Origin of the sequence: Paraburkholderia sp. JHI2823, assembly GCF_038900695.1 — a bacterium.
Classification (GTDB): Bacteria; Pseudomonadota; Gammaproteobacteria; order Burkholderiales; family Burkholderiaceae; genus Paraburkholderia; species Paraburkholderia mimosarum.
This window is the reverse complement of sequence record NZ_JAYMRY010000048.1, coordinates 1-12,612: the sequence shown is the minus strand read 5'-3', so window position 1 is coordinate 12,612 and position 12,612 is coordinate 1. Positions and strand designations below refer to the sequence as shown.

The 12,612-nt window shown below is 63.6% G+C and carries 9 protein-coding genes and 1 pseudogene; 5 read left to right on the top strand and 5 right to left on the bottom strand.

Features of this window, described 5'->3' with window-relative positions; translation table 11 throughout:
• The 4 genes and pseudogenes from VSR34_RS32730 to VSR34_RS32715 all read left to right on the top strand — a co-directional run bounded on the left by VSR34_RS32730 (window position 1) and on the right by VSR34_RS32715 (window position 4,347).
• On the top strand, window positions 1-1,326 hold the full coding sequence (locus tag VSR34_RS32730) for an FAD-binding oxidoreductase (protein WP_342964561.1): 1,326 nt from the start codon (window positions 1-3) through the stop codon (window positions 1,324-1,326).
• 136 nt (window positions 1,327-1,462) lie between these two features.
• Window positions 1,463-1,636 (top strand): annotated as a pseudogene (locus VSR34_RS32725) (FAD-dependent oxidoreductase); the annotation flags it as partial.
• A complete protein-coding gene (locus tag VSR34_RS32720) occupies window positions 1,633-3,090 on the top strand; it encodes an aldehyde dehydrogenase family protein (protein ID WP_028213793.1) in 1,458 nt (485 codons plus the stop codon). The pseudogene VSR34_RS32725 and the gene VSR34_RS32720, both read left to right, overlap by 4 nt.
• Before the next feature lie 69 nt (window positions 3,091-3,159).
• Window positions 3,160-4,347 carry a M20 aminoacylase family protein gene (locus tag VSR34_RS32715; protein WP_342964560.1) on the top strand — a complete coding sequence of 396 codons (1,188 nt, stop codon included), beginning with the start codon at window positions 3,160-3,162 and terminating at the stop codon, window positions 4,345-4,347.
• Window positions 4,348-4,543: 196 nt separating this feature from the next.
• Here VSR34_RS32715 and VSR34_RS32710 read toward each other — a convergent pair whose 3' ends face one another.
• From VSR34_RS32710 to VSR34_RS32690, 5 genes are all read right to left on the bottom strand, one after another.
• On the bottom strand, window positions 4,544-7,243 hold the full coding sequence (locus VSR34_RS32710; RefSeq protein WP_028213791.1) for a CoA-binding protein: 2,700 nt from the start codon (window positions 7,241-7,243) through the stop codon (window positions 4,544-4,546).
• An 11-nt stretch (window positions 7,244-7,254) separates the two neighbouring features.
• The gene (locus VSR34_RS32705) at window positions 7,255-8,553 is read right to left on the bottom strand and encodes an ATP-grasp domain-containing protein (RefSeq protein ID WP_028231498.1); all 1,299 of its coding nucleotides are present in this window, start codon (window positions 8,551-8,553) and stop codon (window positions 7,255-7,257) included.
• Window positions 8,554-9,191: 638 nt separating this feature from the next.
• The gene (locus tag VSR34_RS32700; protein WP_342964559.1) at window positions 9,192-9,599 is read right to left on the bottom strand and encodes an OsmC family protein; all 408 of its coding nucleotides are present in this window, start codon (window positions 9,597-9,599) and stop codon (window positions 9,192-9,194) included.
• Window positions 9,600-11,003: 1,404 nt separating this feature from the next.
• Window positions 11,004-11,342 (bottom strand): type II toxin-antitoxin system RelE/ParE family toxin, encoded by a 339-nt coding sequence (locus tag VSR34_RS32695; protein WP_342964558.1) that lies wholly within the window; start codon window positions 11,340-11,342, stop codon window positions 11,004-11,006.
• On the bottom strand, window positions 11,339-11,575 hold the full coding sequence (locus VSR34_RS32690) for a type II toxin-antitoxin system ParD family antitoxin (RefSeq protein WP_028215555.1): 237 nt from the start codon (window positions 11,573-11,575) through the stop codon (window positions 11,339-11,341). The genes VSR34_RS32695 and VSR34_RS32690 overlap by 4 nt, the downstream gene beginning before the upstream one ends.
• A 253-nt stretch (window positions 11,576-11,828) precedes the next feature.
• Between VSR34_RS32690 and paaA the strand changes: the two genes are divergently transcribed.
• A partial coding sequence (gene paaA, locus VSR34_RS32685; protein ID WP_342964557.1) for a 1,2-phenylacetyl-CoA epoxidase subunit PaaA occupies window positions 11,829-12,612 on the top strand: 784 nt, incomplete at its 3' end.

The following is a 12,612-nucleotide window of genomic DNA, read 5'->3' as shown; positions in this document are numbered from 1 at the left end:
ATGTCCCCTCCGCTGCACCATATCGAAACGCTGGCCACGCCGCCAGCTTCGGCCGATGTCGTCGTGATCGGCGGCGGCATCATCGGCGTCTTTGCCGCCTATTACCTCGCCCGGCGCGGCGTGTCGGTCGCGCTCGTCGAGAAGGGGCGAATCGGCGCCGAACAGTCGAGCCGCAACTGGGGCTGGTGCCGGCAGCAGAACCGCGACGAGCGCGAATTGCCGATGGCGAGCAAGAGCATCGATCTGTGGGAGCGATTCACGGCCGAATCCGGCGAAGACACGGGCTTTCATCGCTGCGGGCTGTTGTATCTGAGCAATGACGACGCCGAGCTGTCCCGCTGGGCCAGCTGGGGGGAATTCGCGAAGACCGCGGGCGTGACGACGTACATGCTCGACAGCAAGCAGGCCACCGAGCGTGGGCACGCGACCGGGCGGCAATGGAAGGGCGGCGTATTCTCGCCGAGCGACGGCACGGCGGACCCGGGGAAGGCCGCACCCGCGGTGGCTACCGCACTGATGAAGCTCGGCGGCAGTGTCCATCAGCACTGCGCGGCGCGCGGCATCGAACTCGAGGGCGGGCGTGTCAGCGGCGTCGTCACGGAGGCCGGCGTCATCAAGACCAGGACGGTCGTGCTCGCCGGCGGCGCATGGGCGTCGTCGTTCTGCCGGCAGCTCGGCATCCGCTTTCCGCAGGCCTCGATCCGTCAGTCGATCCTGAGCGTTTCGCCCGTCGAGCATCCGCTGCCGGATGCGATGTACACGTCCGGCGTTTCCGTTACGCGCCGCAGCGACGGACGCTACGCCCTGGCGATCAGCGGCCGCGCGCGCGTGGACCCGACGCAGCAGTTCCTGCGCTTTGCGCCGCAATTCGTGCCGATGTTCGCGAAGCGCTGGCGCAATCTTCTGCCGGGCGGCCTCGAAGGGGTGCGCGGCGGCCATGAATCGCTGAAGCGCTGGCGCCTCGATGCGCCCACGCCGATGGAGGCGGTACGCATCCTGGATCCGAAGCCCGACATGCGGACGGTCAACGAAACGTACCGGCGTGCAGTCGAACTCCTGCCCGAACTTCGCGGTGCAAAGATCACGCACGCATGGGCCGGCTTCGTGGACAGCACGCCGGACGGCGTGCCGGGCATCGGCGAAGTGCCGGGCGTGCCGGGGCTGATCCTCGCTGCGGGCTTTTCGGGCCACGGCTTCGGGATAGGACCGGGCGCCGGGCATCTCATCGCGGATCTCGCGACCGGCGCGCAGCCGCTGGTCGACCCAGTGCCGTATCAGCCGGCCCGGTTCAACGATTCCTCGTGGGGAAAGGTTGCCGATTTCTAGAGCGGGGCCGTCGCGCGAAGACGGTGGCGGCCTCGGGACGAGGCGGATCGAGTGCGCTCGCACCGGTCCGCCAGCTTTGGAGTTGGTCATGCAATCCGGTTCCTGGTCGCTTGATACGTCCGAGCCATTCGTGAGCCACGGCACGCGCATGGCGGCGCTGATGGGCGCGCCGATGGCGGAAATCATGGACGGGCGCGCCGATCTCAATTCGTGGAGGGGCTTCGACCGGCCGGCGATTCCCGGTCACTTCGGAAATCCGTTTCTTTCGTTCGTCGGAGCGTGCTACCGACTCAAGGACACCCTGCAATGATTTCTCCCGTGACTCACCTGAAGCAAGCCGGAAGGCTGGACCGGTTCTTCATCGATGGCGATTGGAGCGTGCCCGACGGCGGCGACCGGTTCGCGGTCGTGTGCCCTTCCACCGAGGACACGTTGTGCGAAATCCCGCTCGGCAGCGCACGCGACGCCGACCGCGCCGCACGTGCCGCGCGCCGGGCGTTCGAGCGGTGGTCGGCTACATCCCCGCAAGCGCGCGCCGCGCTGCTCGACCGCGTTCATGCGTTGATCCTCGAGCGTGCGGAACTGTTCGCCACCGCGCTCGCCATGGAAATGGGCGCGCCCATCGGCTACGCGCGCGCCGCGCATGTGCCGCTCGCAGCCGAGCATATCCGGGTTGCGCGCGACAACCTCGCGAGCTACTCGTTCGTCACGCGGCGGGGGACGACCGCGATCGCGCGCGAGCCGATCGGCGTGTGCGCGCTGATCACGCCATGGAACTGGCCGATCTATCAAATCACCGCGAAGGTCGGGCCGGCGCTCGCCGCCGGCTGTACGGTGGTGCTCAAACCGAGCGAGCTGGCGCCGCTCAGCGCGCTGCTGTTCACGGAAGTGATCGCCGATGCGGGTGTGCCCGCCGGCGTATTCAACCTTGTGAGCGGCAGCGGCGCGGAGGTAGGTGCCGCGCTTTCGGCGCACACTGAGGTCGACATGGTGTCGATCACCGGATCGACGCGGGCGGGCGTGCTGGTTGCCCAGGCGGCTGCGCCGACGGTCAAGCGCGTCGCGCAGGAGCTCGGCGGCAAGTCGCCGAACATCGTCCTGCCGGACGCGGACCTGGAGCGGGCCATTGCGCCGGGCGTGGCCGCCGCGTTCCGGAACATGGGGCAGTCGTGCAGCGCGCCGACCCGCATGATCGTGCCGCGCAACGTGCTCGGCGCGGTCGAGGAACTGGCCATCGCGGCGGCGCAGCGTCTCATCGTCGGCGACCCTTTCGCCGAAGCAACGACGCATGGGCCGCTCGCCAATCGCGCGCAGTTCGGGCGGGTCGCGCAGATGATCGACGCCGGCCTCGACGAACGCGCCAGGTTGATCGCCGGTGGACCGGGGCGGCCTGCGGGCTTCGACAAGGGTTTTTATGCGCGGCCGACGATTTTCTCCGACGTGCGCACCGACATGGCGATCGCGCAGCAGGAGATCTTCGGTCCGGTCCTTGCGATCCTGCCTTACGACACCGTTGACGAAGCGGTCGCTATCGCGAACGACACGGTCTACGGGCTCGGCGCGCATGTGCAGGGCACGGACATGGAACGCGCGCGCGCGGTGGCCGCGCGCATCCGGTCGGGGCAGGTGCATCTGAACTATCCGGCGTGGGATCCGCAGGCACCGTTCGGCGGATACAAGCAATCGGGCAACGGCCGCGAGTACGGGATCGAAGGGATGGAGGACTACATGGAGGTCAAGTCGATCCTCGGGTACTACGGCTGACGCGGCCGCTGCGCGCAAATGCGCCGGCAGTAGAGAATGGAAGCCGTCTACTTTCCGAAGGTGCCGAAATTGGAAAACTCCGTCGTTTCCGAAACGTCGCTGAGCGCGCATCAAGCGCACTGGGCCGGATTGCGCCGCGATCTGCATGCGCATCCCGAACTGCGCTTCGAGGAGCACAGAACGGCCGGCGTCGTCGCTCGCGAGCTCGAAGCGCTCGGCTATTCGGTGTCGCGCGGGCTGGGCGGCACGGGTGTCGTCGCGAGCCTGCGCGGTGCGGATCCGGGCCGCGGCATCGTGCTGCGCGCCGATCTCGATGCGTTACCCATCCACGAAGCCAACGACTTCGCGCACGCATCGTGCACGCACGGGATCATGCACGCGTGCGGGCATGACGGCCATACCGTGATGTTGCTTGGCGCCGCGCGCATCCTGAAGGAACTGCCGCAATTGCCAGGCAACGTGCATTTCGTGTTTCAGCCCGGAGAAGAGGGCGGGGCGGGCGCGCGCAAGATGATCGACGACGGGCTGTTCGAGCAATATCCCACCGAAGCGGTGTTTGGCATGCACAACTGGCCCGGCTTGCCCGCCGGGCATTTCGGGCTGCGTACCGGCCCGATCATGGCCGCTGGCTGCCGCTTCAGGATTACGGTAACGGGCAAGGGCGCGCATGCGGCGCAGCCGCATCTGGGCATCGATCCGGTCCCGCTCGCGTGCGCGATGGTGCTGCAATGTCAGACCATCGCCGCGCGACACAAGGATCCCGTCGATCCCGCCGTCATTTCCGTCTGTATGTTCCATGCGGGTACGACGGACAACGTCATTCCGGACACTGCCGAGCTGCGCGGCACGATACGCACGCTGTCGTCCGGATTGCAGCAGAAGCTGCAGCACGACGTCCAGCTTGCGTGCGAGGGGCTGGCCGCGGCTCATGGCGCGCGGGTCGACGTGGAGTTTTTTCAGTACTACCCGGCGACGGTCAACACGCCGGCCGAGACGGCGCTGTGCGAAGCGGTGATTCGCGACACGTTCGGAGATAAACGCCTGTACCGCGAGGTGCCGCCGAACATGACGTCCGAAGACTTTGGCTTCATGCTGGAGGAGCGGCCGGGCGCTTACGTGCTGATCGGCAATGCGCGGGACGGCACGACCGCGCCGGCACTGCATCACCCAGAATACGATTTCAACGACGACATCATTTCGGCCGGCGTCCGGTATTGGGTTGCGTTGGCGCAGCATTACTTCAGGCGATCGCCTTGATGCGCCAATTCGACGTTAAAGACCGGGTGGTTGGGGTCGGGATCGTGCTGCGTTCGATGCGCACGGCTCGACAGCAGGGCGCTCGTACAGGTGTCCTGAACGATTGATGTTCTCCAGTAATCAGTCGACGTTTCGCCCGGCTGCGCCGGTGCTACCTGTGCCTGTAGCGCCCGGCCGAGCCCTCGGATTTCAGCGATCAGGCAACGAAACGACACTGGGAGGCAGGCGTGCGCGTGTCCATATTGCGTCCGCGGTTCAGATGATCGTCGATTTCCGCCGCGCACCCGAGCATGCGCGGGTAAAGGAAGATCGTGAACGCGGCGGTTTCGAGATCCGACTCGCTGAACTCCCCGCGCTGGAGCGGCTGCCACAGCATCTTCAGCAGCAGCGCGGCGATCACGGCATCGACGTTGACGCAGTAGACGGTACGCGACACGCCCGCATCGAACAATGCCTGCACCAGCGCACGGTAGTATGCATGAAACGCGTTGTACTCGCCGCGTGCCTCATAAAGCTCGGAGATGAACACTTCGCGCGGATCGTGATTCACGGGCTTGTCCTTGAAGACCGGATGATTTACGCCCGGCAGCTTGGCGATGTCGAGGCTTCCCGCCTGCTTTTGACGCGCCTTGTACTGCGCATAGTGCTCGACGGCGCGGCGCGCGAGTGCTTCGAGGTCGACGCCGTGTTGCGCGTCGGCGGGATCGCTGAGGCCGCTGCCGCGAAATGCCTCGTTGAGGAACGCGATACCTTCGTAGCCGTTGCCGCCATGCGTATAGCCCGAGTGCGTGAGAAAGCCCGTCAGCGCCTTGTTCAACTGGACCCGTTCGGGGGACTCGGGACCGTCGGCGGACACCGCGCCCTTCGCGCCTTGCGCCGAGATCGCACCCGGTCCGTTCGTGAGCAGCAATCCGGTCAGTGTCCTGAATGCGAACAGGTCGTCGGCGGACGGCTTCAGGCCGAGCAGCGCCGCGAATGCCACTTCCGTCAGCGAGCGCTCGCCGAGTAACTCCTCCGTGGAAAAGTCGCAGAAACTGCCAGGACGGTGGTGCGACGCGTCCGCCGAGGCGCCGATCAGCGTACCGAAGAGCTTCATCCACCAGGGCAGGCCCTCCGCCGTCAAACGCGAGATGCGCTTGCGCATGAGCGGGCCCCAGGCAAGTGTCGTCGTGATCGCCGCGAGCACGGCGTCCGCGCGCGGATGGCCCGGGCCGTTGGCGAGCCACCGCACGAATACCGAACTCACGCCGCGTGTCGCGAGCCCGGCGAGAATGGCCTCCGCTTGCAGGTCAGGTTGCTCGGAAAAGAGTGCCGCGCTCCCTTCGGTGCCGATCGCGTCGATGTCGAACTCGCGATCGAACGCGTCCACAAGTTTCGCTGCCGCGAAGCGGTCGATCATCAGCCTGGCCGCCTCGCGCGCCGCGCGCTGGCGATTCGGCCCGACGATCGCCGCTGCGGCGGCGAGCACCGTGTTTGGCGCATTGCCCGCCTCGCGCGCCGCTTGCGCGGCCGCCAGTTCAGGTGTGCCGTACAGGTTCACCGCCGCGCCGATTGCAACGTCAACGAGTTGCTCGTCGTTTGCGCCGCCGAACTCGTGCAACAACGCAAGGCACACGTTCGCTTCGAAGGAATGCTTCGCTGCTTCAAGCATCGATACGCCGTGCAGACTGCTGACCTGTGTTTTCGCGTCCATCTGCGAGGCGCCCGAGGCGTCTTTCAACGGCTGCCGCGGCGGGATCGCGCCGATCTGGTCATTCACCCGCGCGACTTGCTCATCGTACGGTGCAACAGCTTTCACGACTGGAAGTGCGAGTTCCTCGGGCAACGCGAGTCCCTGATCGGAGCCGAACCACGGCTTGAGCGCGAGACTGCCTTCGGGCTCGAAGTCCGGCATCGTTGCGTTTGCGCGCATCACCGCCGTGAGCGCGGCGGGAATATGGGCGATATTCGTCACCACCGCGCCCTTCGCCGAGCAGCATGGATCTTCGGGCGTGAAGAGCCGTTCGACGCCGAACTTCTCCATGAACCAGCGTTCCTTCGCGAGCGCATCGTCGGCGCCGCCGGCCATCGCGCCCGCATGTCCCACTGCGCGCGTGAGACGGCTCTTCCAGCGGCCCACGACGCACGCGACCACGGGTTTCGTGAAGTCCGCGTCGGCCTCGTAGTATCCGCCGGGCTCGCAGTACAGCACGGCCGCCTTGCTGCGGGCGTCGTTGGCGAGGGCGAAGGCGAATTCCGGGGCGGCATAGTGGATGTAGACATCCTTGCCGCTGGAAATGACCGTGGATGTGCCCCAGCCGCTCATGCGCAGGTACTGCGCGATCGTGGTGCTGAAACCACCGGAGTTCGAGAAGATTGCGATCGATCCCTGGCGCAGCGTCGCGCCCGGATCGTCACCGCCGAGCGCGCCGCCGATTCGCACGCGCTGCCACGAGTCCGCGACGCCCAGCCCGTTTGCGCCGAAGATGTCGATGCCCGCCTGCTGTCCCATCGCCCGGATCTCGCGAGCGTCGTGCACGGCGATCTTCTCCGTGATGATGAAGATTTTGCGCAGATCCGGATTCACGCGAATCAGTTCGGCTACGCCGTCGCGCGCGGCCGAAGGCGGCAGGTACACGACGCCGCAGTTGAAGCGATGGCCGGCTTCGAGACCGTCTCGCACGTTATTGAAGACCGGAATCTCGCCTGCGGGCGTCGCGAGCATCTGTCCGCCTTTGCCGGGCGCGGTGCCGAATACGACGTTCGCACCCGAGAAAGCGTGACTCACTGGCGTCACGTCCGACGACTCGCCGCCGAGAATATTGAGCACGCAGACGCGATCTTCGCGCGTGGCGATATCTGCCAGCGACTGAATTCCAACGAAGTATTTAAAACGACTGTTGCCTTGCTTGTACATGTCCGATCTCCTCAAACCGATGCGGTTTGCGTTTGAGCCTCGCGCGCGCCGATGCGCGCCGCGACCTGCGCACGGCCGCCCGATTGCATCCACGTATCGGCCTTGCGCGCGTACTGGATCACTTCGCTGATGTCGGAGTCGAAGCCAAAGAGGCGATAAGGCAGGCCTAGCGAATCGCAGGTGTCGCGCAGTGCGGCCATGCCGCGCACGAGGTTCGGACCGCCGCGGCCGAGGACGACGTAGAGCGGCGTCGGGCCGTGCTCGCTGAAGTGCTCGCGTAGCGCATCGGCCATCGCGCGCAGTGTCTCGTAGATGTCGGTGTTGTTCGACTTGCCGCCGATGATGAACAGCACGTTGGATTGCTTGAGCCAGTGTCGGAAGCAGATGCGCGCCACTTCCTTCATCTTCTCGTACGGAGGATTGCCGCCGAAATCCGACGAGATGATGGCCGCGTCGCCCAGCATTTCCGTGACGAGCGAGTTCGCGCCGCCGCCGAAGGTGGGCGCAAGGATGGTTCCTTTATCGTTGATCACGTAGACATCGCTTTGTCCCTGGTGCGTGCGAAGCTGATTGATCTCCTGCTCGAAATCCGAGTAGTCGGCGGCGAAAAGATGGGGCGGGAGACCGAGCCGCGAGAAACGCGGATCGTCGCGATCGAATCCGCACTTGAAGTCGCACGCCACGGGCGTGAGGCGGCCCTTTTTGTCTTCGCGCATGCGGATCGGGTTGAGTTCGAGCGTCGTCATGCCGAAATCGTGGAATAACTCCCAGAGCTTCGGCAACTGCTGCACGAGTGGCGAGATGATTTCACGCGGCGCGCCGATCTCGCTCAGCGCATTCGCGACGACGAACGCCTTCAGTCCTGTCAGCGCATCGAACGGCACCATCGCGACGTGCTTTGGATCGACCTCCTCGATGTCCATTCCGCCCATGTGCGACAGCGTCATGGTGGGAGCGCGAAAACGCGTGGAATCGGTGATCGAAAAGTAGACTTCGTGTTTGGCGGGTACACCCGCTTCGAATGTCACGCCGTTCGCCTTGGCCCTCATATGACCTACAACGTGCTCGGCAAAGTACAGCCGTTCTTTTTCCGCGAGCGCCGTCTTGAGATCGGTCGCGCGGCCGAGCAGGCCGGCCTTGCCTTTCTTCCCCACGCCGCCCTTGAACACCGGTTTGATGAATATCTGACCGTGTCGGTCGATGAGCGACTTGATCTCTTCTTCGCTGGCGCCCGGGCCCAGCACTTCGCTGGACGGAAAGCCGACGAATTGCAACAGGCGCGCGCCGTGCAACATTCCGGTGATCTGCATGTGAAGTGTCTCCTGAATTTCAAGGCAATGACGAATGAAGCGGATACTGGGTATTCAGTCAGCTCGCTGCAGCAGGCGCGAGAAGCACCGCTGCCGTGGACGCTCGAAAGCGGCGGCAGGGGATTCACGTAGCGAGGTGGGGCAGGCGAGATGCGCGTCGGCGACCGTAGGCGGCACCCGTGACCGGGCTTGCACTGGGATGAGGCGAAACGCGGTTCTGCGCTTCGCGACTGTCTCCGATGCGTTCTCTGTTATGAACGTCTTGAGGATCGATGTTTGCGCAGGATGCGCAAAACGAGAAGTGCAATTTTCTGAAGCATTGATGTTCAAAGGTTATCAATGCCGACGAGGGAAAAGGGCGCTGCAGCGGGTATTGTCGGAATCGCGGCACCATGCGCACGTCAGCACCTTTTCAGGGTGGGGCAAATCCTGGACCCCTACGTCGCCCACTTGAGGCAATCCTTCGCTTCTTGCGCGTTCTCCCTCCCGCTTGATCAACAGTGTTCCTCACGGGCTATCAAGCTCTGATTTTCATTCCTGCTGTTTTGATCGGAGACACGCCGACGCGACAAGGCTATGTGATTCGAATTGCACTTTCTCGAAAATACGCAACACCCACGCGGCCCGGGCGGGTACGTTCACCGTTCCACCATCGTGGTGTCGATGCGCGTGCCACGCTTGATGAAGAGCGTGACTGGCGTCTTCTCGCAGATCTCTGCGAGTCGAGCCCGTTGCATGTTTTCGAGCGGCGCATCGACAGTTACGGTGCGGCGGATGTACTGGTTGCCATCATGGTCGGCGTGCAGGGAGGCTGTCACATCGATGGCGCCGTCGGGCCATCCCTTGCGCTGCATATACATGCGCAGCGTCGCGGACGTGCACGCCGCGAGACCAGCGAGCACGAATTCGAATGGGGCAGGGCCGCGATCCTGACCGCCTTCGCGCGGCCCTTCGTCGCCAGCCAGCACATGGCGGCCAGCGTCGATGGCGACGAGGTAGTTGGGTGCATCAATGGCAAGTCGGGCAGAGGCTGCAGCGAGCGGCATGGTATTTCCTCGGGGACTGGATGGCTGCCACGGCGGAAGAGGATTGCGGCGGGACGCATTCAATGTTGCCGCCCGCATGCGCGATCCGTGCCGGCGGAATCAATTGTGCCACCTTCTTCATGGCGCTGCCCCGCGCGGGCCGCCCTGTCGGCTTCGCGTCGAGCGACGGCTACCGCAAGGTGATCAACGATATACCGGCGCCCGCTGCGTACTATCCTCGCAACGGATGTGGCACGGCCCCTTTGATCGTTGACCAGTGCCATGGATACTTACTTCGGGCATCGCAGGTGGCCGGTTGGCGTGTGTTCGGCAATAGGTTCGGGTCGGCCACGGTCGCGACGCTGCGGCCTGGGCACGCATTTGGACAAGCGGAGAAATCCGCTTTGCGCAGGCAATCAACGCAAGGTTGTTGGCGGTAATGCAACAACGTAGGGAAGACAAGTTGCAAAACTACGAACGTAGAAAAATCGGTCTTTATCGCCAAAAGTTCTGAGATGGTTTCCGCTCAGATATTCACTATCATTCTGTTCTACTAGTTATCCAGCAAAGCGGAAGCGTTGAACATTACATTCAAAAATGCGCAGTATCTTTTTTTGAAAAACGGTCTATCGTTATAGCGTGCACTCTATCTTGCGCATCGGGTTCATCCGGCCCATCGGCGTTCTTCAGATGCCCCTGTCACCTCGAACGCCAACCGCGGACTTGCCGCGTTAGCTGTTCTCTACACCCGGTAGAAAGCCAGACCCGCAACCGGGTTCCAGCAGCGGGCGAAATCGCCGGCAGCGACTGACCGTCGTGTGCCGGTCGCTTCGCTTATGCCCACATCAAAGCGTTTTTACAAGATGATGCCTGATTTCATATTGATGAAGGAGTAATGTCATGAAGACGACGTTTCTCGTAAGCACGGTGGCGCTTTTTGGCGCTCTCGCTTTAGTTGACGGAGCGCAGGCCCAGGACGCCTCAGGACAACAAAATGGCCAATCGGCCTCTATTGGAAACGCTTCAGATACATCCGGGTATGGAGGTGTGTCCGGAAGCGCCAGTGCAAGCGGGATAGCCCGCTCAGGATGGGCTACGTGCGGCCATGAGTCGAAGTGCAACCCTGACAGCGGCCACTAGATCGGTCACCCGAAGCACGGGTCTTCCCGGTTCGGTTCATCTAACCCGGAAGACCCGCAACGATGTTTGCCCAACATCGGTGCACGGCGCGTATGTCTTTCGCGATCCTAACTGAATAAAAGCTGTAGCCTGGATAAAGAAAGACTGGTGACAGTGACGACGCGAGAGCTTCTGCGACTCAAGGAACGGTTATGGCGCCCGGCAGGACGATCGCGTGCGTCGTCAATAGAGAAAAGGATCCGGCCGAAAGACGTGTCTTCGCACGGCATGACCGGTCAGAACGCGTCATTGAATCTCGCTGTCGTCGTTCAAGAGCCACGACGGGATATCGCGTTTACCGTCAAGCACGCGCCAGACTTCGACGTGATCCGTGCGCTCGACGTAGGAGATCACATGCGGATAGCGGTCAAGTGGCCAGGATCGCAGGCGCGGTATGTCCAACTCGTACGCATAACGAGAGGATCCAATGTTCGGGTTTCTAGAGAGATGGGCGTACGCCCGCTCGATTTCGGCGATGAACCCGAGCGCTGCCTGTTCCGAGCCTTCGTCCACGAGGTAGTAGGTCAGCTCGTCTTCCACGTCCCGCGTGGCCAGCCTCGTCGGTATGACGGGCTTTGCCGTCATTTGCGCGAGGTGCGCACGCGAACGCGCAGCGATTCGAAGTATTTGGAATCGACTGGATCCGCGAGGCCCGACGCCGCCCCCTGCAGGATAAGTCCGCGCAGGCGCTTGCGATCCTGGTCCTTACGGATCAGTTCGCGGACGTATTCGCTGCTCGTGCCGTAGCCGCCCTGGCCGACCTGCTCGTCGACGTATTCCTTCAGCGAATCGGGGAGGGAAATGTTCATTGTGCCCATGCAAATCCAGTCTATCAGTCTTGGCAAATTTTGCCAAACCGGGGAATTTTTTCAGGCCTCCTTGACCGCTCCGAAGGCTAACGAGGCATCGCATCCACAGCGTTGGGTGACGGATCGTCCCGCTGCTCGCTGCCTGCCGCCCAAGGGTTTTCACTGCACTATCCATTTTTTTTGACAAAAGACAAATTTGATTGACCGACCGGACGGTTAATTTATACTGCGTCAACCTGCCACCCTCCCTGGATCGCTGCCGATGTACACCCAATCCCTCGACATCCCCGGCAACGTCGCCCCACTGGACGCCGATGCCGCCTCGCCCGAGCAGGCGCAGTTCGACGCCATCATGGCCGCCGACGGCAAGATCGAGCCGCAGGACTGGATGCCCGAAGCCTATCGCAAGACGCTCGTGCGCCAGATCTCGCAGCACGCGCACTCGGAAGTGGTCGGCATGCTCCCGGAAGGCAACTGGATTTCGCGCGCGCCGAGCCTCAAGCGCAAGGCGATCCTGCTCGCCAAGGTGCAGGACGAAGCCGGCCACGGCCTTTACCTGTACAGCGCGGCGGAGACGCTCGGCGTCTCGCGCGACCAGCTGATCGACGCGCTGCACGCCGGCAAGGCCAAGTACTCGAGCATCTTCAACTACCCGACGCCTACGTGGGCGGACGTGGGCGTGATCGGCTGGCTCGTCGACGGCGCCGCGATCATGAACCAGATTCCGCTGTGCCGCTGCACCTACGGCCCGTACGCGCGCGCCATGATCCGCATCTGCAAGGAAGAGTCGTTCCACCAGCGGCAGGGTTTCGACGCCCTGCTCGCCATGATGCAGGGCACCGAGGCGCAGCGCGAGCTCGTCCAGCAAGCCGTGAACCGCTGGTGGTGGCCGGTGCTGATGATGTTCGGCCCGAGCGATGCCGATTCCGTCCACAGCAACCAGTCGGCCAGATGGGGCATCAAGCGCATCTCGAATGACGACCTGCGCCAGAAGTTCGTCGACGCCACCGTCGAGCAGGCCAAGGTGCTCGGCGTCACGCTGCCCG